General features: G+C 71.4%; 21 protein-coding genes. 11 read left to right on the top strand and 10 right to left on the bottom strand.

Features of this window, described 5'->3' with window-relative positions; all coding sequences use genetic code 11:
• Nucleotides 1–50 precede the first annotated feature (50 nt).
• Nucleotides 51–2,114: a galactose-binding domain-containing protein gene (locus ACWGIF_RS16535; protein ID WP_453497314.1), complete on the bottom strand. Its 2,064-nt coding sequence runs from the start codon at nucleotides 2,112–2,114 to the stop codon at nucleotides 51–53.
• Nucleotides 2,115–2,397: 283 nt separating this feature from the next.
• On the opposite strand from ACWGIF_RS16535, the gene ACWGIF_RS16530 reads away from it, so the two are divergent.
• On the top strand, nucleotides 2,398–2,682 hold the full coding sequence (locus ACWGIF_RS16530; protein WP_453497311.1) for a hypothetical protein: 285 nt from the start codon (nucleotides 2,398–2,400) through the stop codon (nucleotides 2,680–2,682).
• Between the two features lie 60 nt (nucleotides 2,683–2,742).
• Here ACWGIF_RS16530 and ACWGIF_RS16525 read toward each other — a convergent pair whose 3' ends face one another.
• Entirely contained in the window at nucleotides 2,743–3,942 is a 1,200-nt protein-coding gene (locus ACWGIF_RS16525; RefSeq protein WP_453497308.1) for a serine hydrolase domain-containing protein, read from the bottom strand.
• A gap of 375 nt (nucleotides 3,943–4,317) precedes the next feature.
• Between ACWGIF_RS16525 and ACWGIF_RS16520 the strand changes: the two genes are divergently transcribed.
• Complete coding sequence (locus ACWGIF_RS16520) at nucleotides 4,318–4,674, top strand: zinc ribbon domain-containing protein YjdM (RefSeq protein WP_453497305.1); 357 nt, start codon at nucleotides 4,318–4,320, stop codon at nucleotides 4,672–4,674.
• A gap of 57 nt (nucleotides 4,675–4,731) precedes the next feature.
• Here the strand turns inward: ACWGIF_RS16520 and ACWGIF_RS16515 are convergent, their stop codons facing one another.
• Nucleotides 4,732–5,631 (bottom strand): helix-turn-helix transcriptional regulator, encoded by a 900-nt coding sequence (locus ACWGIF_RS16515; RefSeq protein WP_453497320.1) that lies wholly within the window; start codon nucleotides 5,629–5,631, stop codon nucleotides 4,732–4,734.
• Between ACWGIF_RS16515 and ACWGIF_RS16510 the strand changes: the two genes are divergently transcribed.
• On the top strand, nucleotides 5,584–6,708 hold the full coding sequence (locus tag ACWGIF_RS16510) for an MFS transporter (RefSeq protein WP_453497317.1): 1,125 nt from the start codon (nucleotides 5,584–5,586) through the stop codon (nucleotides 6,706–6,708). The two genes, ACWGIF_RS16515 and ACWGIF_RS16510, sit on opposite strands and share 48 nt — an antisense overlap.
• A 72-nt stretch (nucleotides 6,709–6,780) precedes the next feature.
• Here the strand turns inward: ACWGIF_RS16510 and ACWGIF_RS16505 are convergent, their stop codons facing one another.
• On the bottom strand, nucleotides 6,781–7,791 hold the full coding sequence (locus ACWGIF_RS16505; protein WP_453497303.1) for a DUF2278 family protein: 1,011 nt from the start codon (nucleotides 7,789–7,791) through the stop codon (nucleotides 6,781–6,783).
• Nucleotides 7,792–7,823: 32 nt separating this feature from the next.
• Nucleotides 7,824–8,804, bottom strand: a complete 981-nt coding sequence (locus ACWGIF_RS16500; RefSeq protein WP_453497300.1) for an endonuclease/exonuclease/phosphatase family protein — start codon at nucleotides 8,802–8,804, stop codon at nucleotides 7,824–7,826.
• Nucleotides 8,805–9,091: 287 nt separating this feature from the next.
• Here ACWGIF_RS16500 and ACWGIF_RS16495 point away from each other — a divergent pair, with 287 nt between their 5' ends.
• From ACWGIF_RS16495 to ACWGIF_RS16480, 4 genes are all read left to right on the top strand, one after another.
• Nucleotides 9,092–10,357 (top strand): hypothetical protein, encoded by a 1,266-nt coding sequence (locus tag ACWGIF_RS16495; protein WP_453497297.1) that lies wholly within the window; start codon nucleotides 9,092–9,094, stop codon nucleotides 10,355–10,357.
• A complete protein-coding gene (locus ACWGIF_RS16490) occupies nucleotides 10,354–11,580 on the top strand; it encodes a Dyp-type peroxidase (protein WP_453497294.1) in 1,227 nt (408 codons plus the stop codon). Before ACWGIF_RS16495 ends, ACWGIF_RS16490 begins: the two co-directional genes overlap by 4 nt.
• 441 nt (nucleotides 11,581–12,021) lie before the next feature.
• Entirely contained in the window at nucleotides 12,022–13,905 is a 1,884-nt protein-coding gene (locus ACWGIF_RS16485; RefSeq protein WP_453497291.1) for a peroxidase family protein, read from the top strand.
• The gene (locus tag ACWGIF_RS16480) at nucleotides 13,902–14,075 is read left to right on the top strand and encodes a hypothetical protein (RefSeq protein ID WP_453497288.1); all 174 of its coding nucleotides are present in this window, start codon (nucleotides 13,902–13,904) and stop codon (nucleotides 14,073–14,075) included. The genes ACWGIF_RS16485 and ACWGIF_RS16480 overlap by 4 nt, the downstream gene beginning before the upstream one ends.
• A gap of 37 nt (nucleotides 14,076–14,112) precedes the next feature.
• Here ACWGIF_RS16480 and ACWGIF_RS16475 read toward each other — a convergent pair whose 3' ends face one another.
• Nucleotides 14,113–14,844: a WHG domain-containing protein gene (locus ACWGIF_RS16475; protein ID WP_453497286.1), complete on the bottom strand. Its 732-nt coding sequence runs from the start codon at nucleotides 14,842–14,844 to the stop codon at nucleotides 14,113–14,115.
• 370 nt (nucleotides 14,845–15,214) lie between these two features.
• Here ACWGIF_RS16475 and ACWGIF_RS16470 point away from each other — a divergent pair, with 370 nt between their 5' ends.
• The 3 genes from ACWGIF_RS16470 to ACWGIF_RS16460 all read left to right on the top strand — a co-directional run bounded on the left by ACWGIF_RS16470 (nucleotide 15,215) and on the right by ACWGIF_RS16460 (nucleotide 18,119).
• Complete coding sequence (locus ACWGIF_RS16470; RefSeq protein WP_453497283.1) at nucleotides 15,215–16,366, top strand: sensor histidine kinase; 1,152 nt, start codon at nucleotides 15,215–15,217, stop codon at nucleotides 16,364–16,366.
• Entirely contained in the window at nucleotides 16,354–17,028 is a 675-nt protein-coding gene (locus ACWGIF_RS16465; RefSeq protein ID WP_453497280.1) for a response regulator, read from the top strand. Before ACWGIF_RS16470 ends, ACWGIF_RS16465 begins: the two co-directional genes overlap by 13 nt.
• A 170-nt stretch (nucleotides 17,029–17,198) precedes the next feature.
• On the top strand, nucleotides 17,199–18,119 hold the full coding sequence (locus ACWGIF_RS16460; RefSeq protein WP_453497277.1) for an AAA family ATPase: 921 nt from the start codon (nucleotides 17,199–17,201) through the stop codon (nucleotides 18,117–18,119).
• 118 nt (nucleotides 18,120–18,237) lie between these two features.
• On the opposite strand, the gene ACWGIF_RS16455 is transcribed toward ACWGIF_RS16460, so the two are convergent.
• Together ACWGIF_RS16455 and ACWGIF_RS16450 are read right to left on the bottom strand one after the other, a co-directional pair.
• Nucleotides 18,238–18,840, bottom strand: a complete 603-nt coding sequence (locus tag ACWGIF_RS16455) for a hypothetical protein (protein WP_453497274.1) — start codon at nucleotides 18,838–18,840, stop codon at nucleotides 18,238–18,240.
• Nucleotides 18,841–19,136: 296 nt separating this feature from the next.
• Complete coding sequence (locus tag ACWGIF_RS16450; protein ID WP_453497271.1) at nucleotides 19,137–19,292, bottom strand: DUF6131 family protein; 156 nt, start codon at nucleotides 19,290–19,292, stop codon at nucleotides 19,137–19,139.
• 293 nt (nucleotides 19,293–19,585) lie between these two features.
• Here ACWGIF_RS16450 and ACWGIF_RS16445 point away from each other — a divergent pair, with 293 nt between their 5' ends.
• Nucleotides 19,586–20,509, top strand: coding sequence for a phosphotransferase family protein (locus ACWGIF_RS16445; RefSeq protein WP_453497268.1), 924 nt, complete (start codon nucleotides 19,586–19,588; stop codon nucleotides 20,507–20,509).
• A gap of 58 nt (nucleotides 20,510–20,567) precedes the next feature.
• Here ACWGIF_RS16445 and ACWGIF_RS16440 read toward each other — a convergent pair whose 3' ends face one another.
• Both ACWGIF_RS16440 and ACWGIF_RS16435 read right to left on the bottom strand, forming a co-directional pair.
• Nucleotides 20,568–21,245: a M15 family metallopeptidase gene (locus tag ACWGIF_RS16440; protein ID WP_453497265.1), complete on the bottom strand. Its 678-nt coding sequence runs from the start codon at nucleotides 21,243–21,245 to the stop codon at nucleotides 20,568–20,570.
• A 92-nt stretch (nucleotides 21,246–21,337) separates the two neighbouring features.
• A complete protein-coding gene (locus ACWGIF_RS16435) occupies nucleotides 21,338–21,943 on the bottom strand; it encodes a hypothetical protein (protein ID WP_453497263.1) in 606 nt (201 codons plus the stop codon).
• Nucleotides 21,944–21,950 lie beyond the last annotated feature (7 nt).

Below are 21,950 nucleotides of genomic sequence, written 5' to 3'. Positions count from 1 at the left end.
GATCGTCGCCGATCCGGCCGGCCCCGGCCCTGGACGCCGCCTCGGCGGCGTCAGCTGCTGTAGACGCCGACCTCGTGGAGCGAGTACCCCCACTGGGTGCCGCGCTGCAGCCCGTGGATGCGGACGTAGCGGGCCGTGGTGCCGGTGAACAGTGCCGTGTCCAGGCCGCCGTCCCCGGTGGTGGTGGACCATGCGGACTGCCAGTTCGTGCCGTCGGCCGACAGCTCGACGCGGTACGCCTTTCCGTGCGCGCGCTCCCAGTCGAGCGTGACGCGCTTGACCAGGCTCGGGGTCCCGAGGTCGACCTGGAACCACTGGTCGTCGCTCCAGTCGCTCGCCCAGCGGGTGCCCGTGTTGCCGTCGACCGCCCGGTACGGCGCGTAGCTCGTGAACGGGTTCCACTCCGACGAGCTGGCCGAGGCGGCCGCGCCCGCGGCCAGATTCACCCCGGCCTTGTGCTTCTCCGACGAACCCAAGGTGGTGAGGTAGGACTCGGCACCCCGGAAGAGATCGTCCACCACGTCCTGGCCGCCGATGATCCGGATGTCCTCGATCCAGTCCGGCACCAGGCCGTAGTGCGAGGCGCCGTCGGTGTTGAGGTCCCACGTGCGCTGCCCGGTGGTCTGCTTGTCGATGACGGAGCCGCCGTCGGTGCTGCGGAAGGGGTAGCGCACCGGGTTCGGGGTGTCGGCGCCGCGGGGACCGGGCCAGCCGCCGACGCCGTTCATGTCGGTGCCGTAGCCGTAGCCGACGTTGTACTTCTCGCGCAGCGCGTCCGTGCGCTTCGCCTCCGCGCTGAACCCTTCGGCGCCGCCCATGTACTGGGCGATGAAGCCGCCGAGCTTGTAGAGCCGCTCGGTCCAGTTGAGGTCCATCCAGCTGTGCGAGGAGATGATGCCCGGATAGGACTCGGACTCCAGGATGTCGAAGGCCTGGCCCGCGGCCTTGACGCTCATGTGGTCGATCTCCAGCATCATCTTGCGTTTCATCATGCCGCGGACGGCGTAGTCGCCGAGCTCGGTGAGACCGCGCGTATTGCACTGTGCGTCCGCCGCGTACGAGGGGACCGACACGCCCGCCGGCAGCTCCTTCTGGGCCGCGGGCGCCGCCGCGAGGCCGATCGGGTTGTCGTGCTGCGGACCGGTGCACTTCTCCGTCTTCCAGAAGGTGCCGGTCGACAGGAACTGGCCCACGTTGATCGCGGTGCCGAGGGCGCCCTGGTCGAAGCGGACCCCGCACAGGGCGTTGTCGAACTTGTGGCAGAGGAACATGCTGCGCACGCCCAGCTTGTGCAGTTCGTCCAGGCCGCGGTCGATGTCCGCCTTGCTGCACTGCGCGATGTCCAGGATCTGCTTGCAGCCGAAGGGCTCGGAGGTCTCCACCCCGAGGACGACGGCCAGCTTGCCCTGCTTGATGACGTCGCGGGCCTGGTCGGAGTCCGTGACGATCCTGAACCAGCCCTTGCCCGGGCCGCCGTACATCTTGTCGATGTACGCCTGCATGTCGTACGTCTTCTGCGCCTCCAGGCGGATGGCGGTCATCTCGTCGCAGCTGCGGTCCTTGAAGAAGTAGACCGAGCAGATCACGCCGTTCGTCACGAGGTCGTTGACGAGGACCCGCTGACCGCCGCGCCAGGCGCGTTCGACCCAGGCGTAGTAGTTCTGCTGGTGGGTCAGCGAGTCGTGGGCGGGCCAGTCCTTGAAGGTCGGCCAGCCATCGGGGTCGTGCTTGCCGTCGCCGCCCTTGGTGATGAAGTCGAAGATCGCGAGCGAGCCGTCGGGGTAGTGCTCGGGGCAGTCCTTGAGCGCGTCGGCCACTCCCAGGTCGGAGAACGGCTTTCCGCAGATCAGGCGGCCGCCGAAGCCCTCGTTGGACATCAGGTGGTCGTGCGCGTCGACGAAGCCGCGGACCCGTCCCTGCGCGTCGGTGCCCTTGAAGGGTTCGCCCGTGACGTTGATCGCGGAGTCGGGCGCGGGCCGCGCGACCGGGTTCCACCAGCCGGGGTCGGCGGAGGAGCTGGGGACGGGGCCGAGCACCATCGCCACGACGGCGAGGAGCAATGACAGGACGGCGAGGGGCCTGCGCCTGCGGTGCGTGTGTCGGGAAATGGTCATCACTCACGTCTTCGGTCGGGGGGCACGACAAGCCGCACGGCACGGCCGGGCCGGGCACGGCGCTACTTGACATGGACCGCACAAACAGTGGGACGAGAATCGCGACTGGCACCCACGGAGTCAAGAGTCCGGGACGGATGACCTGATGACTCGTCAGTCGGGCTTCTCCCCGGAAGGGCTGCGCGTTCAGCTTTCAGGCGGTCGGCGGATACGGCCCCGATTCCGATCCGCGTTTCGCGGTGTCGAGGCGGCGTGAGCTGCCCGGGCGGCCTACCGTCGGGGGATGACTGGAACCGTCGTGGTGTACGAGGTCGACGAACCGGTGACGGCGCACGACCCGGACGGCCCGGCAGGTGGCGGCGGCGCGCCCGTCCTGCGCGTGCACGCCGCCCCCGGCGCCCCCGGCATGACCGCCGTCCCCGGTCCGCGAACGTTCTGCGGCCGGGACACGTTCGCGATGCAGGCGGCCTCGTGGCCGCCCGCGGGGCAGCCCGGCTCCACGTGGTACGACCCGCAGTACGCGAGCCGGGTCTGCCCCGCCTGCGACGACGCGGTGGGCAACGGCTGAGCGGGCGGCACGCGCCCTCCTCGCACGCCGCCCCTCCTCGCCCGTCGGTCCCACCGCACGTCAGCGCGCGTTGTGCTCCGGCAGGTCCATCTCGGCCGGGGCGAACCCGAATCCGCGCTTGGTGGCCTTCGCCGGCTGCTTGCCGCAGAACGCGGCTTCGAGGGTCCCGCCGAGAGCCGTGTTCGCCGAGCCCCTGTTCGAGGTGTTCGCCATGGCGGCGAGACTGCGCCGGCCGTCGCGCGTGGAGAAGGCGTACGTGTAGAAGCCCTGCACGGTACCGGTGTGTCCGTAGACCGACGTGCCGCAGGAGAGGTCGTACCGGCGCAGGCCGAGCCCGTAGAACCGGGTGTTCGTGGTGTCGGTCGGGGTCACCGTGACCATGGCGTCCAGCATGGCGGGCGACAGCAGCCGGCCGCCGAGCAGCGCGGACGTGAAGGTGTTCAGATCGGCCGGGCTGGAGATCACCGCTCCTGCGGACTGGGCCCAGGACACCGTCTGCTCGGTGGAGTCGACCAGCGGCGCACCGGCCTCGTCCGGGTGGAGGTAGCCGCGCGCGTGCAGTCCCTTGATCTGTGTGGTGGGGTGCACGTAGGAGGTGTGGCGCAGCCCGAGCGGCTTGAAGATGCGCTGCTCGTACTCCGTGGCCACCCGGTTGCCGGTGGCCTTCTCGATGAGCATGCCGACGACCACGAAATTGGTGTTCGAGTACTTGTACGCCGCGCCGGGCACGGTCGTCCGCGGCTCGCGCAGGGAGAGGTCCAGCAGCTCCTGGTAGCTGAACACCTTGTTGCGCACGGCCTCGAAGCCGGGCACGGTCTTCGCGAACATGGCATCGGTGTAGTCCGCCAGCCCGCTCCGGTGACTCAGCAGGTGACGCACGGTGATCCGGTCGTCGGGCAGCAGGCCGGGCAGGTAGTGATTGACGGCGGTGTCCAGCTGGATCCGCCCTTCGGCCACCAGCTGCAGCAGGACGACGGCGGAGAACGTCTTGCTGACGCTGCCGATCCGGAAGCGGGCCTGCGTGTCCATGGCCGAGCCCGTGGTCTTGTCGCGTACGCCCTCGGTCCTGGTCCGGACGCCGAGGGGGCCGCTGAAGCGGGCCATGGCGCCCGGCGCTCCGGCGGCGGTCGTGTTCCGCAGCGCCTGGCTGAGCGCCTCGAGATCGGGGGAGAGGGAGGGAGCGGCGTGGGCGGAGGTCGCCGGAGCCACAGCGGCCATCGCCGCCAGCAGGGCTGCGCTGAGGGCGAGACGTCGGTTCATGGGCAGGGGCACTGTGTTCCTCTGGTCGGGTCGTCAGGGCGGATCGGGGCACCGCGGACCGGTCGGTCCGGCCGGCCGCGGGTCCCTGAAAGATCATCCGACAGGACCGGCGGCGGCGGGAACGACAACGCGCCGTTCTGCGAGGGCAGTTCCGGCAGTTCCGGCAGTTCCGGAGGCCGGACCACCGCCTCGCGCGTCTCGGGTGTCCTGCACGCGCCGCGCGCCCCTGTCGCGGCGCGGCGCAGCCCGGGTCCACTGGGTGACGGCGTTGCGACCGGCGTACCCCCGCACGGAGTGGTCCTGGTTCTCGGACCGGACTCCTGCGGGAGCCGGGCGGTGCCGCTCTGCGCCCATGGCCTGAAATAAACTGTCCCGGTGACTGAGACCCCCCTGCCTCCCTGCCCCGAATGCTCCGGCGCGTACGCCTACGAGATGGGCGCCCTGCTGATCTGTCCCGAGTGCGGGCACGAGTGGCCGCTCGCCGCCGCCGAGTCCGGCGCCGCCTCCGAGCAGCGGGTGGTCAAGGACGCGGTCGGCAACGTCCTGGCCGACGGCGACACCGTGACGGTCGTCAAGGGACTGAAGGTCAAAGGCAGCCCGACGGGCATCAAGGCGGGCACCAAGGTGCGCAACATCCGTCTCGTCGACGGTGTCGACGGCCACGACATCGACTGCAGGATCGAGGGCTTCGGCCAGATGCAGCTCAAGTCCAGCGTGGTCAGGAAGGTCTGACCAGCCACTCCTCCCGCAGGCTGCTCGTGGCGTCAAGGCCGCACGTGCAGCGGGCTGTTACGGCTCCCCCTCGAGCCGCGAGGGATGCCGGCTCGGGGTTTCCCCCTTCGCGGCGGGACCGGCGGTCAGGGTCGACAGCATGCGCAGGCCGGCATCGGAGGCGGAGGACTCGGGGGCGCTGTACAGCAGCATCCGGTGGTTGGCGCCGTCGGTGAGGTGCAGACTCTCGAAGTCGAGGGTCAGCGGTCCCACGACCGGGTGGTGCAGGGTCTTGGTGCCGACCGTGCAGTCCCGTACGGGGTGCTTGGACCAGAGCGAAGCGAAGTCGGGGCTCTGCAGCATGAGCGACCCGATGAGCTCGGCGAGCGCCCGGTCCTCGGGATTGCGTCCGGCCACCAGGCGCAGGGCCGCCAGCGCCACACGTGCCTCGCTCTTCCAGTCCGTGTAGAGCTCCCGGGTGTGCGGGTCGAGGAACAGCATCCGTGTGAGATTGGGGCGTACGGCCGGGTCCTCGGGGCTCGCGAAGTCGAGGTGCCCGGCGAGCAGGGCGTGACCCAGGGGGTTCCAGGCCGGCACGTTGTTGCGGCCGTCCAGGACGACGGCGGGCACCTGCGGCATCGCACCGATCAGCCGGCGCGTCGTGTCCCGGGCGCACTCGGGACGAGGCGACGTGGCCCGCTTGACGCGCGGCGGCCGGGCGAGGTTGAGCAGATGCGCGTGCTCGTCCGGGGTGAGGCGTAAGGCGCGGGCCAGGGCGTCGAGGACGCTGTCCGAGGCGTTCGCACTCTGCCCCTGCTCCAGATGCGTGCAGTACGTGATGCTCACGCCGGCCAACAGGGCGAGCTCCTCCCGCCGCAGTCCGGGCACGCGCCGCCGGGTGCCGTGGGAGGGGAGCCCGACGTCCTCGGGCTGCAGCTGGGCCCGACGGGTGCGAAGGAATTCGCCCAGGGCGGTTATGGCCGCGTGTTCCAGGGGCTGGCGACGGCCGCGGTGACGCCGGCGGGCTTGTCCCTGCTCACCACCTCGTTCCCGGAGGGGCCGCTGCGGCAGAAGGCGCTGGGATTGAACGGAGCGTTGATGTCGGCGGGGTTCACGACGGGCGCGATCCTGGGTGGTGTTCTGACGGACGTGCTGTCGTGGCGGTGGGCGTTCTTCGTCAATGTGCCGGTGGCGCTTGGGGTGTTGCTGATCGCTCCTGCTGTGATCAAGGAGTCGCGTCCGTCGGTGCGTCCGAAGCTGGACCTGCCGGGGGCCACTGCGGTGACGGTGGGTCTGCTGGCTTTGATCTACGGTCTGACGCAGGCGGGCGAGCACGGTTGGGGTTCGGGCGCGGCGCTAAGCTGGCTGGCTGCGGGTGTGACGCTGCTGGTCGTGTTCTATGCGATCGAGTCGAAGAGTGCTGCTCCGCTGGTGTCGGTGTCGGTGTTGAAGAAGAAGACGGTGGCCTGGGGCAATATCGCGGGACTGATCGCGTTCCTGACGGAGACCAGCCTGGTCTTCCTGATGACGCTCTACCTTCAGGAAGTGCTGCACTTCTCGCCGCTGACGGCGGGTCTGTCGTTCGGTGTGCTGGGCATCGGCACGGTGATCGGTGGTTCCATCGCACCGCGGGTCATCGCGGCGACCAGTACCCGCACGACGCTGATCGCAGGTGGTCTTCTCCAGGCGGTGGCGACGCTGAGCCTGATCGTGCTGGGTGAGACCTCGTCGAGCATGTGGCTGCTGCTGGTGGCGACGTTCGCGGGCGGGGTGGGGAACATGCTGGTGATCGTCGGGTTCATGGTCACCGCCACCACCGGACTGCCGGATCACGAGCAGGGCATGGCGAGCGGCCTGGCCACGATGACGCAGCAGATCGGCATCACGATGGGTACGCCGATCATGTCCGCGATCGCCGCGGCGAACACGGACATCCACGCGGGCATCACGACCGCAGTCATCGTGAACACCGCGATCGTGGTCTTCGGGACCCTCACCACCGCCCTCTTCCTCCGCGACAAGCGGCCCGGCAGCCAAGGCGACTCCGCCTTGTGACAGCCAACACCCTGACCTGCGACCCGACCCGGCCGACAGCGCTCCTACGAGCTGCCGGCCGAGCCCTTCGGCTCAGAAGGAGACGGTCCAGCCCTCGCGCCGTGCCTGTTCCTCCGTGTACGAGACGCCGTGGACCTTGAGCCCGGTGCGGTCGAGCAGCGTGATGGCCCCGCCGCGGTTGGCGAGTTCGAAGCCGTTCCCGCCGGAGACGGTCAGGGTCGTTCCGGCTGGGATGGCCTCCGCGGGCAGCGGAAGCATGTGGTCCTGCGCGTCGGCCAGCATCCAGCCGTCGAGTTCGACCGGGGCGGGTGAAGCGTTGAGGAGCGTGATCGTCTCGCGCTCCGGCGCCGGGCCCGCAGGGTTGACCAGCGCGGCCACGATGCGCACCGAGGCGTCGCGCTCGACGGGCCGCGGCTCCGCCGTCTCGATCGGGTGGCCGGTCCGTTCGTCGGTGTGCCAGGCCTGGGACTGGAAGGCAAGGAAGATGCCGACCCAGCGTGATTCCGAGGGGAAGTGCATGAGCAGACCGCCGTCCTGCCACACCCCGTTGCTGGAGCTGAAGCGTCCGACGCTGCCCTGGTTCATGTGGATGTCGTGCACACCGTTGCCGGGCAGGAAGCCGAACACCTTGTCAGGCTTGTTCCGCTCCGGCCCGAATCGCTCGCCGAAGATGTAGGCGGCGACCGTGGGGTCGGTGGTGGCCCGTACCACGTAGTGATCCAGCCGGTCGGACAGGTCGTTGTCCTGGCCGGGCACGTCGGGCGGCAGCGGGCGCATGGCTTCCGGAGCGAACAGATTGCCCCGGATGAAGTCGAGACTCGCCCCTCCCGGCCGCCGGGGCAGCGGGGTCCATCCGCTGCCCGCCTCCGGCAGCTGCCCGGTCACCGGGTGGCGGAAATCCTCATCGGACAGGAACAGCAGCTCGGACGGAAACTGCTGGGACAGGACGTTGACCGCCCCGCGGTACTCGGTACCGGCGTTGTCCGTGAGGTGCAGCTGGTAGTGCGGGGTGTCGTCGGGAGCGCCCTCGCGGCGCCGGCCGACGATCCGGCAGGCCAGTACTCCGTAGTTCTGCAGTGGCATGGTCATCCCTCCGTTCGGGACCGCGAGGGAGGTCAGAGGTCGAGGACCACCCAGGCGGGGTCGTGGTCCGATCCGTCGCCGGCGTGCTTGGTGCGCCGGTCGATGTGCGAGCTCTTCCGCCGTGAATCGAGGCGGGGGCTGAGCCAGATCTGGTCGAAGAGCTCGTACCGGGCGGGCCGGCCGGCCTCCTTGAACCGGTGGGTCCACGAGCCCGACGCCGGCGGGGGCGGATCGTCGGGCTTCGGCTCCCTCGTCTCTTCGGGGTCGGCCAGCGCCTCCTTCAGCGTCAGTTGCGGAGACGGTGAAGCCAGCGGCGCGAGAGCCGGCGACTCCGGCGTGTCGTTCATGTCGCCCAGGACGACGAACCGCCCGTCGGGACGGGTGCGTGCGGCGACGATCCTGGCGAGGGTCTGCGCCTGCAGGGTGCGACGGCGGTCGGCCAGCATCTTGCCCACCAGGGGGTCCATCGTGTGCTCCACGAACTGGCTCTTGAGGTGATTGTTGAAGACCGTCAGCAGCGTCCGGTCGGGGTCGCGCGGATCCAGGATGTCCACTTCCAGCAGGTCCCGGCTGAACACCCGTTCGCCGGGTGCCTCGGGATGGACCGCGTGCTGCCAGGAGGTGACCGCCCCGACGGGGAACTTGGACAGCACGGCGAGGTCGATCAACCGGGGGTCGTTGCCTTCGATCAGCGACAGGTGCCTGTAGGCCTCGCCGAGATGCCGAGCGACGAAGAACCGCAGGGTGTCGATGTCCTCGACCTCCTGGACGGCCAGGACGTCGAGGTCCATCCCGACGATGCGCCGGGCGAGCGTCACCTGTTCCTCGTGGCTGATCCCCTTCACCAGCTTCCCCCTGTACGTGCGGATGCGCACTTTCTCGGGGTCTTTGAACACGTAGCCGGACGTCAGCATGCCGTCGGGCCCGGTCGGCCGGATCGCCTCCACCTCGGCCCGGAAGTTGAACCGCGAGAACAGATTGTTCAGATTGAACGTGCCCACCGTGACATCCATGCCGACCTCCACGATCAGCGGATCCGCCCCGATACACATCGAGCGTAGCTCTCCGGGACCCGGCCCGCCGCCCAGGGCTGGAAAGGCAACCACCGCCTGTGCCAAGGGAGTTAGGCTCGGAAGGTCAGGGCTTCCACGCCGGGCGCCCTCGCCGCCGCGCCGGTCGGGTCAGGGCTTGCACGCGACATGCGTGCACACAGTGCGTTACTTCGGATACGCTCAGTGACGGTCCTTTCGTGCCCTACGTCACCTGCGGGGCCCTAGCCGTCCCGCCGGGAGGTGTCAGCATGCCCTCGTCCTTCTCTGCCCCCGGACTGGCCGACGATCTGCCGGACGACGTCCTCGACCACTGGAACCGCGTGATCGACGCGGAGTTCGCACGTCTCGCGTCCCTGCGGAGCGACTACTTCACGCTCGAACCCGCCGATCCCGCCGCCGAACGCGTCCCCGTGACCTGGTTCGGGGCCCCGGCCGAGCCGGAGTTCTGCTTCGACCGGGCGACGGCCGCCCGGCTGTCGGACTGGGGCGTCCGGGGGCGCCGGGCCCTGCACAACGAGTACTGCGAGTACGCGGTCGTCACCGCTCCGGACAGCCAGGGCCGCCTGCGCCCCAAGCGGGTGCAGGTGACCACCGAACTGCCCGAGTACTACCAGGTGCTCGCCGAGCAGGCGCCGGACCTCCTGCGCGAGATCGTGACGGACACTCTGGGTACCGAGCCCCGCTGGCAGGAGCTGTACGGACCCTCGGTCGCGGACCCCAAACCGCTCAGCCCCAAGCAGCGCCGGGTCGCCTTCGCCCGTCAGCTGGCCGGCAACGGAACGCATGACGACCTCGTCGAAGCCGGTGTCCCGCAGACGCCCGTCGGCTCCCTCAACGCGGTCAACGCCCTGTTCATGGCCCATCCCATCAACGGGCTCGACGACCTGATCTACATCGTGCTGTTCGGCGCCAAGCCCTACGCACGCCGGACCGATGAGGGCGTTCTCGCCAAGGCGCGGCGCGACCAGATCTTCCGGCAGCAACCCGGCCTCGAAGCCCTGGCCTGCCGGCACGCCGACCCCGCGGCCGCCCTCGCCGCGGCGGGCGCCGCCTTCGAGGGGCGCACCGTGTCCTTCGCCGACCCGCTGGGGATGTACATCCAGCAGTTCACGTCCGAGGTCTTCCTCTTCGAGGGCGGCCCCGTCCCGGACCCGTGGATCCGGCTGGGGCGCGGGCGACAGGGGCTGCACCAGCGGCTGGAATTCGGCCCGGCCGACGACGATCCGCACTTCCTCGACGAGATCACCGTGGTGGAGGGCGCACTGGAGGAGCCGCTGACCGGTGGCTACCAGGTCGTGCGCCAGGTGCAGGTGGGCCCGGTGGTCGCCCTCGGCGGGCCGACGACCGTGCCGCCGGCGGACTTCGTCGAACTGCCCGAATCGCCCGGGCCGATCCGCTGCCGGGAGGCGTCCGTCTGCACCGACACGGTGGGGCCGCTCAAGAACGCCTTCGACGCGGAGCACGGGCAGCCGGTGCCGGTGCCGCTGAGCGGGCTGCGTGGTGGGGGCCGGTGACCACCCTCCAGAAGGGCATCTACCACGGACCCGCCCGCCGCCCGCCCGGACACTTCGCGCTGGTGTTCCTGCGCGCCGACCCCGAGGCCGACGCCGGAGCCGTCGACACCGCGCTGCGCGGGATCACCGAGCTGCTGCGCGGCCTCGCCGAAGGCGCGGTGGTCGAGCTGCCCGGCCACCCGGTGCCGACGGGGGAGCTGGAGTTCCTCCTCGGCTTCGGTCCCAAGGCCTTCGCGATCCCCGACGTCAAGCATCCGTGCCCCGACGCCCTCGGCCCACGCTTCCTGTTCCGCTCCCCGCGCCCCACCGGGGGCGGGCCGCTGCTGGTCGGCGGGGGCCTGCCGTACGCGGCGGACATCGTCCGCAACGACGCCACGGAGGAGTTCTGCGTCCAGCTCACCGCGCAGACCCAGCTCGCGGTGTCGCGCGCCGTGGTGGAGCTGTGGAAACTGCTGAGCGGCGGACGGGACCGCGAGACGGGGGCCGGGACGCTGGAGATCGCGGGGATCCAGACCGGCTTCCAGCGTGACGACCGGCGCAGCTGGATCGGGTTCCACGACGGGGTGTCCAACCTGGCCAGCCATGAGCGGGAAGGCGTCATCAGCATCGGGGAGTCCGAGGCGGGCCACGACACCTGGACCGTCGGCGGCACGTACCTGGTCTTCCTGCGCCTCGCCGTCGACCTCACCCAGTGGCAGCATCTGCCCCGGGCGGAACAGGAACTGCTGGTCGGCCGGGACAAGCTCTCCGGAGCCCCGCTGACCGGGAGGGACGCGCAGGGGCGGCCCGTACCGGCCCGGGGGTGCCCGGTCGCCGGAACCACCGAGGTGACCCAGGAGGGCAACGAGGACTTCCTCCAGCCGGGTCCCGTCTCCGACCCGGTGCTGCTGGCCGCTCATGTGCGCCGGGCCAATCTGGGCACCAACGATCCTGATCTGGGCGGCTCGCTGCGGGTGTTCCGGCAGGGGTACGAGTTCTTCGAACCGGTCGCGTCCGCACCCGGGTTCCGGGTCGGGCTGAACTTCGTCAGCTTCCAGGACAGCCCCGACCGGGTCCTGCGCGTCCTCACCCAGCGAGGCTGGCTGGGCAGCGTCAACTTCGGCGGGCAGCCGGGCCCGGACGGTCCGGCCGGCCGGCTGCTGACCGTACGCGCGGGCGGTACATATCTCGTGCCGCCCGTACGGGAGGACGCGCCGTACCCGGGTGCCGAGGTCTTCGGGTAGGGCGTGTCTCTCGGATCTTGTCTCTCGGATCTTGCCGGGCAGCGCGGGCCCGGCAAGGTCCTCCGGGATCGCTCGCGCCGTCCAGACCAGTGGCCAGGGTTATGACGAGCCCGTCTCCGAGGCTGGCATGTACGTGTGAAGATCGCCATCGGGGCTGTGAACCGCCCCCGCCCGACCGCTTGGGCGCGCGATCCGGCCACCCATGCCATAGCGTCGTATCAGCGGCAGCGATGTGATCCGAGGGCTGCGATGCCCGGTGTGCGAACCGGGGTCCCCGGCGTCGCGCTGCTGCTCCCCCGGGACGCGGACGAGCCCGTCCGGGCCCGCCCGTCGGCACGCAACCTCCCCCGAGCGGCGTGCCCCTCCGAGCCACGCCTTCGACCCCGACCCGACCGTGACCCCGGCCCACCCGCCCCAACCGACGCCGGAAGGGCTTCCACGATGCGTAGAGCTCCCCACGGCTCCGCGGACCGCAAGACGCCGCAGGACGCCGGTGACACCGGCACCACCTCCTCGTTCGTGCAGCTGCACGACAAGCTGGCGCTGGCCGCCGACCGCAGGATCGGCTGGCAGAACCTGCCGACCCCGCTCGGCCTGCTGGCCCTCATCGGTCTGCGCAACCGACTGCGCCGCGAGAACCTGTTCGACACCACCGCCTACCCGGCGCGGAACCTGCCGCCCGTCGGACCGCCGGACCCGCGGCACCTCACCGAGCGCACGGCCGACGGTACGTACAACGACCTCGCGAACCCGCGCATGGGCATGGCCGGTTCGCGCTTCGGCCGCAACGTCTCCCCGGACGGGAACTTCCCCGAACCAGAGCCCGGGATCCTGTCCCCGAACCCGCGCGAGGTGAGCCGGGCCCTCCTCACCAGGACGCAGTTCATCCCAGCCGAATCGGTCAACGCCCTGGTGGCCGCGTGGCTGCAGTTCATGATCCGGGACTGGGTCAGCCACGGCACGGGCAGCGCGGACCGCTCCTGGCGGATCGAGCTGCTCGACGACGACCCCTGGCCGGAGCGGCCGATGCTCGTACCGCGGACCGTGCCCGACCCGACCCGACCTGAGGGCGCGGACGGTCTTCCGCCGACCTACATCAACGAGAAGTCGCACTGGTGGGACGCCTCCCAGCTCTACGGCGACGACCTCGCGGCCCAGCGGGAGCTGCGCGCGGGCGAGGGCGGCAGACTCAAGGTCCCCCACAACGGAGCGCTGTTCTCGGACGACCCCGCACGGGATCCGGCGAACGTCCCCGGGTTCTGGGTGGGTCTCGCCCTGCTGCACACCCTGTTCATCCTGGAGCACAACGCCATCTGCGACCGGCTGCGTGCCGAATACCCGGGATGGTCGGACGAAGAGCTCTTCCAGCGGGCGCGGCTGGTCAACGCGGCGCTCATCGCCAAGATCCACACCATCGAGTGGACCCCCGCCGTCATCAGCCACCCGACGACCGCCACCGGCATGCGCGCCAACTGGTACGGGCTGCTGGGCCGGCGGGTGCACCGGCTGCTCGGCCGGCTCAGCGAGAGCGAGGTGCTCAGCGGCATCGCGGGCGGCCGTACCGACCACTTCGGCGTCCCGTACGCCCTCACCGAGGAGTTCGTGGCCGTCTACCGGATGCATCCGCTGGTCCCCGACGACTGGAGCTTCCGCTCGGTCGCGGACGACTCCCTCCTGCAGGAGGCCGGCTTCGAGGAGCTGGCGGGCCGGCACGCCTACGAGATCCTCGGCAAGCACAGCCTGACGGACCTGTTCTACTCCTTCGGCACCGCGCACCCGGGCCTGGTCACCCTGCACAACTACCCCAAATTCCTGCAGGAGTTCCGGCGGCCGGACGGCAATCTGATGGACCTCGGGGCGGTCGACGTCCTGCGGATCCGGGAGCTCGGAGTACCCCGTTACAACGAGTTCCGTCGCAGGCTCCACCTCGCCCCGGCGAAGGACTTCGACTCGCTCACCGACGATCCGGCCTGGGCCGAGGAACTGCGCCGCGTGTACGAGGACGACATCGAACGCGTCGACCTCATGGTGGGTCTGTTCGCCGAGCCCCGGCCGAAGGGCTTCGCCTTCAGCGACACGGCCTTCCGTATCTTCATCCTCATGGCATCCCGCCGCCTCAACAGCGACCGGTTCCTGACCAGGGACTACACACCCCAGGTCTACACGCAGGCCGGTCTCGACTGGATCGAGAACAACAGCATGGCCAGCGTGCTGCTGCGGCACTTCCCGGATCTCCGTCCGGCGATGAAGTCGGTGGACAACGCGTTCGCCCCGTGGAGGACGACCGGTCCGACGGGTCGGACCGGCCCCGCGCCGGCGTCATGACCGCCGTGATCGGCACCCCGTACTTCCTGGACCTGCCCATCCGCAGCCGCCGGTGGCGCGTCACCGTCGGACGGAGGCGCCGGTTGCCCCGGCGCCGCCGTCCGGTGAGGCGGTCCGAGTACGGCGTCCTCACCCACGTGCAGCCCCCGCAGTACGCCGCAGCAGCGTGAACCGGAGGAGATCAGCAGCCGGTTCGACCGGCCCGCTTCAGTCGTCGGTGTTCCCTCCCGCGGGGACCACGAGGCCGATGCTCTCGGCCGCCACGGCGATCGCGTAGTCGAAGAACGCGGCCTCGTCCCTGACGCTGTCGTGGGTACGGCTGAAGACCTGGAACACCAGGAGGCCGATCAGACTGCTCCACAGGACCATGCCGCGTTCGAGGATGTCCGAGAACGGAGCCTCGGGCGCGCCACCGTAGAGCTCCACGGCCGCCGGCAGTAGCAGCGGCGGGCCGGGCACCGGCCGCTGCGGCGGGGTGAGTTCACCGCCCTCGAGCGCCGCCCGCACGATGGCGCCGAGGACCCCGGGAGTGCGCGAGGCGGGCTGGACCGTGTCCAGCGGGGCGTGGTAGCCGGGCACCGGCGAGCCATAGATCAGCGTGAACTCGGCGGTGTTGTCGAAAGACCACTGCCGCAGCGCACGCGTGACCGCGAGGAGCCGCACACCCGCCGGCGCACCCGCGGCTGCGGCGGCCGCGTCGGCCTGCTCCATCGCGGATCCGGACGCGTTGTAGGCGTCGACGACCAGTGCCGTCAGCAGGTCGTCCCGGTGCGGGAAGGCGGCCACCACGTCGTTGACGGTCAGCCCGCTGTCGCGTGCCACGGCATCCAGGGACAGCCCGCCGGCGCCCACCTTCACCAGCTGTTGACGCGCGGCCTCCTTGATCACCGTGGGCAGGGACACGTGGTCGGCGGTCGAACCGGTTGCTGAAACGTCCATGCCGTGAACCGTACCCGCCGCCGACGGAGTGCCGTGGGTACAGTCGGCCCAACGCCCGTACCACGCACCGTGATCCGGCCACGGGCTCCACCCGTCGTACGGGCCGGGGGCCGGAGTCCGGCGGCGGGGGCGCCGGCGTCAAAGGGCCTTTCCGGCCGACCTGGGGGACCGGCCCCGGCCACACCGTGAGCAGGCCGACAGGCGCCTATTTGGCGTGCCGGCGCTAGGGCAAAATGCCTGATGACACTGGCAGTTGCGGGCCGCCGCGTGGGCCCACCCCGTTCCGCCGGGGCCGACTCCGGGATCCCGTGGTGCCGACGGCAGAGGAGGGGTGGTCTTCTTGGGATTGCAATCCTTACAGATACGCCGCATGCGAGTGCTGCGAGGGGCGACCGGGGTGGGGTCGGGGCTGCAGCGCGCCCAGTCCTTCGTGATCGTGGCCACCCTGCTCTACCGGGGGAGCCATCTGACGGTCGGCGTCCTCGCCGTCGCCCATCGCCTCGCGGAGCCCCTGCAGTTCGTCGGACTCGCCGCTGCCCTGGGACTGAGCGTGCTCGCGTACGGCACGGCCCTGCGGCGCGGCCGGTTCGACCCGCGGCACATCTGGGCGGACGTCCTCGTGACCGGGTGCGTGCTGCCCCTGGCCCTCTGCCTCTGGGGTGGGGTGCGCGAACCCCCCACCATCGCATGGGCCATGCTGCTCGGCGGATCCGCGAGCGCCGCCGCGGCCATCGCCCTCGCACGGCGCCACGCCGTCGCCGTGGTCGCCCTCCTGGTGGCGACCCACTCCCTCGGCTACCAGATGGTGGGCGCGAGCTCCTCCGTGGTCCTCGGCCACCTCAACTCGCTGGTGTCGTCGGCCGTGATGACCTGGGCCTTCAGGTGGTATCTGCTCCGGCAGGGACGCCTCCTCGACGACGCCAACGCCCGGGCGCTGGCCGCGGAGGCGCACAAGGCGCGCTACGCCGAGCGGCTGGATCACCACCGGGCGCTGCACGACACCGTCCTCGCCACGCTGACCACCCTTGCGGCGGGGACGGTCGACGCCAACGCCCCCGAGGTGAGGGAACGCTGCGCCCGCGAGGCCGCGTACCTGCGCCGCCTGATCCAGCAGACCGCCGACGAGGTCCACCACCGGGAGATCGGCACGGCCCTGGAGGAGGCGGTCCGATCCGTCGAGAGCCTCCAGCTGCGGGTCACCGCCCAGTACCACGCCCTGCCGCAGGTGCCGCCCGAGGTCGCCGCCGCGCTGGGCGACGCCGTTCGGGAGGCCCTGAACAACGTGTGCCGGCATGCCGGCACCGGACACGCCTACCTCACCGCGACCGGGGACCCGGACCGAAGCGGGGGAGCCGTGGTCACCGTGGTCGACCGGGGGCCCGGCTTCGACCCTGAGCGGTGCGAGCCCGGCCTGGGGCTGCGCGGTTCGGTCCACGACAGGATGACCGAGGTGGGGGGCCGGGCGACGGTGGACACCGCCCCGGGTGAGGGAGTACGGGTGGAGCTCAGATGGCCCGGGTGATCACGGTCGCGGTGGTCGACGACGACCGGATGCTCCTCGACGGCCTGCGGGCCTGGCTGGGCGGCGTGCCCGAGCTGCGGCTCACGGCGACCGCGGCCACGGTCGGTGAACTCCTCGGCGCGCCGGACCCGCACCGTCCGCACGGCTGCGGCGGGGCGGCGTACACCCCGGCCGACATCGTCCTCCTCGACCTCGTGCTGCGGGACGGCTCCGCCCCTGCCGACAACATCCGGCGGCTCGTGCGCAGCGGCAGCCGCGTCCTGATGATCAGCACGGTGCCGGACCGCTCCCGGATCATCGAGGCGGTCCGGGCCGGCGCCGACGGCTACCTGACCAAGGACCACGACCTGCCGACGCTGGTCACAGCCATCCAGGACCTCGCGGCGGGCCGGAGCGCCCACTCCGCGGAACTCGCCTTCGCCTGCGCGCACGACGACAGCCCCGCCCGCCCCCGGCTCTCCCCCCGGGAACGGCAGATCCTCCTCGACTACGCATCCGGAATGACCCTCAAGTCCGCCGCCCGGCGCGCGGGCATCACCGTCCACACGGCCAAGGACTACCTGGACCGGGTCAAGGCCAAGTACCAGCAGGCGGGCCGCCCCACATACACCAAGCTCGACCTTGCCCGACGGGTACAGGAGGACAGCCTCGACGGGGGCTGACCACCCGGGGCGGGTCCCTCGGACCGTCCCGGGCGGCGCGCCCCGGCAAGATCCGAAAGTCAGCTCCCGGACGCAAGCCCCCCAAACGGACGGCTACAGGCGCCACCCGCGCCCTCCCTATCGTCATCTCGGCGGCGCCGTCGAAGGCCCGCCGGGAAGGGGACGAGCCGGTGTCCGTATTCTGGCCGGAGTTACCGGACGACGACTGCAGCGCCACGGGCCCGCACAGCGGCCCTCACCTCAGGCGAGGGGAACTCATCGGCCACGGAGCCGAGATGGAGCAGATCGCCACCGCCCTGACCGCAGCCCGGTCCGGGCGGGGCGGAGCGCTCTTCCTCACCGGCGAGCCCGGCGTCGGCAAGACCCGGCTCGCCGACGAGGCCCTCGCCACGGCCGCCGCCGCGGACATGGTCACCGTCCGGGGGCGCGCCGGCGCGGTGGGACCCCCCGGCCCCTACCGGCCCCTGGTCGAAGCACTGCTCCTGCCGGCCCGCGCCGACCTGCTGCCGGACCCCGACCGCCTGGGCCGCTGCGGGCCGGTCCTGACCCAGCTGCTCAGCGACACCTCGGATCCGGGCGCCCGCGCCGCGTCGCACCTCATGGTCGCCGAGACGGTGCTGCGCCTGCTCACCGCCGTCGCGGGGGAGCACGGCTGCCTGCTCGTCCTCGACGATCTGCACGACGCCGACGCCGGGACGCTGGCGGTCGTCGAATACCTCCTGGACGGCATCGGGCACCAGCCGGTCGTCCTCCTGCTCATCGCGCGACGCGCCCCCTGCGAGGCGACGGAACTCGCCGCGCGTGGGCGCCGGCGCGGGGCCGCGACCGTGGTCGACCTGCGTCCCCTCAGCCGCCCCGACGTGCACCTCCTCGTCGCGGCCGAACCGGGCATCGCACCCGCAGAGGTCTGCCCGGAGCTCGTCCCCCGCGCTGTGGACGCCAGCTACGGAAGCCCGTTCGTCGTCGGGGAGCACGTCCACGACCACACAACCGGCCGCACCGCCCCCCACGACACCCGGGCGCCGTCCGTCCCGCTGTGCCCGGATCGGTACGAGACGTGCGGCAGCTGCGGTTGCCGCTGGTCGGGCTGACAGCGGCGGCGGCAGTCTGCGGGGTGGGGGCCTCCATGTAGTGCAGCTTCAGGAGGCTCGTCCTTCACCTCCTCACGGGTCACCTGCGGTCAGCATCCGATGCTTCCGTCGCCGTCGTCTATCGGGCCAGTGCGAAGGTAACGGCGGCCACCACCCCGCCCACAGCGGTCCCTGCCAGGACTTGGGCGAGAGTGTGGTCCTCCAGCGCTACGCGGGACCAGCCGACGGCGGCGACCAGGGGGCAGGCGAGGAGTACCCAGGGCCCGTAGGTCATGGCGAGCATGGCGACGCTGCCGGAGGACACGGCCGCGTGCACGCTGATCTTCCAGACGGGGGTCACGGCGAGCAGGGCGGCGAGGGTGACCAGCATGGCCGCGATCAGCGCGATCATCGTCTGGGGAGCGCTGAAGACCCGCAGCGACACAATGCCGGTGGCGACCGAGGCGATGATGAAGGTCATCACGATGATGCGCTGCTGCCTCTGGCCGACGTGCCGGTCGGCCCAGCGGCCCCGGCGGACGCCGTACGTGATGAAGGCCAGCGGAATGACCGCGGCGAACAGGCAGCCGAGAAGCCCCCACCCGATCCCGGCCAGGCGGCTGGTGTGCCACCCGATGAGGATGGTGTCGGCGACGATCCAGGTTTTGGGATCGAGCCCGTCGGTGATCAGGCGGGCGGCCCGGGACCGGGACGCGTGGGGCCGGGTGAGCGCGGTCGTCACGCCGTGGCCTCCGGGCGGGTCGTGTCGGGGAGGTCGTCAGCCACGGGGAGTGGTGGACCGTGAGAGCCGGACAAGTGTCTCAACACCGGTTGCCGCAAGTCGACCAGGGCCCGGCACGCTCCCGGAGAACCCGTCCGGATGGAGACCGGGAGCAGGCTGCTCCATGGGTGAGCGGACCGGGCCACCACCCGTGCCTGCGGCAGGTGGACGCAGGTGGATGTGCACATCCGCAGGCACAGGACTCCGTCGTCCCGCGGCGGAGAGACCGGCGCGAGGTGAATGGGCGGGCGGTGGCGCTAGTAATAGTGGCGTCGTCCACCGACCGCGTGTCCGACGGCACCGAGGATCCACAGCACGACGCCGATGACGACCAGGACGATGCCTATCGTCCACAGGATCGAGATGCCGAGCAGCCAGCCGAGGAGCAGCAGGATGATTCCGAGAATGATCATGAGGGTCTCCCATCTCCACAGTCGCTTCGGCCCGGTGGCGGTCGTGCGAGGGCACGAGGGCTGTGGGGCCTGGCCGCGATGGGACCTCGCGGGGCTGTGGCCGTTGGTGCGCCGCGGCGGTCGTACCGGCGCGCGGCGCACAGGGAGTCTCACCGCTTTCCGCAGGCGCAAACCTGCCGACGGCACACCCGCCCCCCTCACCGGTACCGACCGGTCGCGCGCCCGCCCGGACCGGTGTCCGGCGGTGAGGAAATCCGTTGTGAGGCGAGGCCGCGCCCCCTACGGTCCGGATCATGTTGCCTTGGGTGGAGACGGATGAGGAATGGGACGCGGTCGTCCCCGACGAAACGATCATGCGGCCGGGTGCGGAGGACCTGTGCGGCCGTCTTGGTCTGGGTGAAGCGCCCCTCGTCCGGTTCCAGGAGGGATCCCAACCGGTCTACGCGGTCGGTGACGACCACGTCCTGAAGCTGTTCCCGGCCGCCGCCGCCCGGGACGGCGTCGCCGAGGGACGGGTCCTCGCCCATGTGCAGGGACGGCTGCCGGTGGCGACACCGCAGGTCCGGGAGTCCGGGGCGTACGAGAACGGCTGGCGCTACGTCCTGATGTCCCGGCTCCGCGGCGAGAGTCTGGCGCACGCCTGGCCGCGGATACCGCAGGCCGGCCGGGAACGGCTCGCCGCCGAGGTCGGCGACACGCTGGCGGTGCTGCACTCACTCGACCCCGAACCCCTCACCGACGTCCTCGGCCCCGGAGACTGGGGTGGCTTCGTCGACCGTCAGCGGGCGGGGGCGGTGGAACGGCAGCGGGGGCACGGACTGCCCGGACCATGGCTGGAGCAGATTCCCGACTTCCTCGCCTCCGTCCCGCTTCCGCGCGAGCCCCAGCGTGTCCTGCTGCACACCGAGGTGATGCACCAGCACCTCCTGGTGGATCCCGACAGCCGGCGCCTGACCGGATTCTTCGACTTCGAGCCGGCCATGATCGGCCACCGGGCCTACGACTTCGTCGGTGCCGGACTGTTCGTCACCCGCGCCGACCCCCGGCTGCTGCGCCGGCTCCTCACGTCGTACGGCCGCGGCTTCCAGCCGGCCGAACTGCTCGCCTACGCACTGCTGCACGTGTACAGCAACCTGCCCTGGTACATGCGGGAACTGGGCGTGCCGTCGGAGGCGACACTCGGCTCCCTCGCCGACGCCTGGTTCGGCACGGACTGACGTCCCGCTGCCGGCCGGTCCTGCTGCCGGCGGGGCCACGCGGCGTGGGCGCCGGGACTCACTCGCCGTTGGCGGAGAAGTGCTGGTAGTCCCGGTTGGCCCAGCGGCCGCCCCAGTACCAGCCCACTTCACGGAAGGCCGCGGTGAGGGCGTCGCCGGCGTGGATCTGGCCCCGGCGCGCGAGGGACCGTACGAGGTGGGGGCGCCCGTTCGGCGGGTGGACGACGCCGTGGACGTCGACGTAGGGGTTCTCGACGGGGTTGACGTCCACCGCGTCCCCCCAGGCGTGCTGCGACACGCGCCGGGGATCACCGGTGACCGGTCGGCAGTTGAAGGCGGAGGTGTTGTCGTCGGCCATGGCGTCGGCATCGTCCCGGTACTCGGCCATCACCCGCATCCGGCGGATCGGGAAGCGCGCCTCGAACGCCCGCCCGAAGACGTGCAGGAGAGGACGGACCGCGTTCTCGTGGACGACCAGCTCGCCCCTGTGGAGCCGGGCGTCGAACCCCCAGTGGTTCATCCGGATCAGTCTGAGCCGCTCGGGCGGGACCGGGCAGCCCGGCCGGTAGGAGGGGCCCAGCTTCTCCGGCGGCACGGGCGTGACCCGCGCGGACAGGCGGGGCGGCGGGTCGGGCCGCGCGGCCTGGTAGCGCGGCGGGCCCGCCTGGGTGGAGCAGGCCAGTGCGGCCGCGCACAAGGCCGCCGTCACGGCCGCGGCCGCGGTGGTGTGGCGCACGGGACTCACGCTACGGCGATCGCCGCGGCCGGGCACGCCGGCTTCCACCGGCCGGACGGCCCGCGGGCCCGTCGGGATCCGCAGCGCACGCCTCAGATCAGCAGAAGGATGGCCGCCGCCCCGAGGACGTCCACGATGCCGCACCACTCCGACCAGGCCCGGGGTACGACCCTGCCGGTGCGGTGGTGGACGAAGTCCCAGACGCCGTGGGCGAACCAGCCGGCCGCCACGAGGTAGCGGGCCCCCGGCGGATCCACCATGAGTGCCGACAACGCCAGGGCGGTGAAACCAAGGAGGCCGGCCACCTGCACCGCCAGGGCGCGCGCCGTGCCGAGCTCTCGGCGCGCAGCCCCCAAGGCCAGGTAGCACAGGGGCATGACGCCGAGGAGGGCCGCGAGCAGGCCGAGCGGCGCGGCACCGTCGGCGAAGGTGACGACGACGAGGGCCACGGCGAGCCAGGTGGGCCGGCGCCGGGCACATGCGGTCAGGAGGACGCGGGCCGTCGTGCCCTTGCCGTCGTGGAGGACGTCGGTCGCGGTCGCGGTCGCGGTCGTGGTCGTGGTCGTGTGCGCAGGCGCAGGCGCAGGCGCAGGCGCAGGCGCAGGCGCAGGCGCGGGCGCGGGCGCAGGCGGGGGCGTGGTCATGGCCGCGGTCGCGGTGTCGGCACGGGGGCCGCGGGGTCCGTCGGGAAGGGTCATGCCGCCA

Source organism: Streptomyces sp. NPDC054849 (assembly GCF_053610945.1).
Note: the sequence above shows the minus strand (reverse complement) of the source record. Positions and strands in the feature narration are given on the sequence as shown.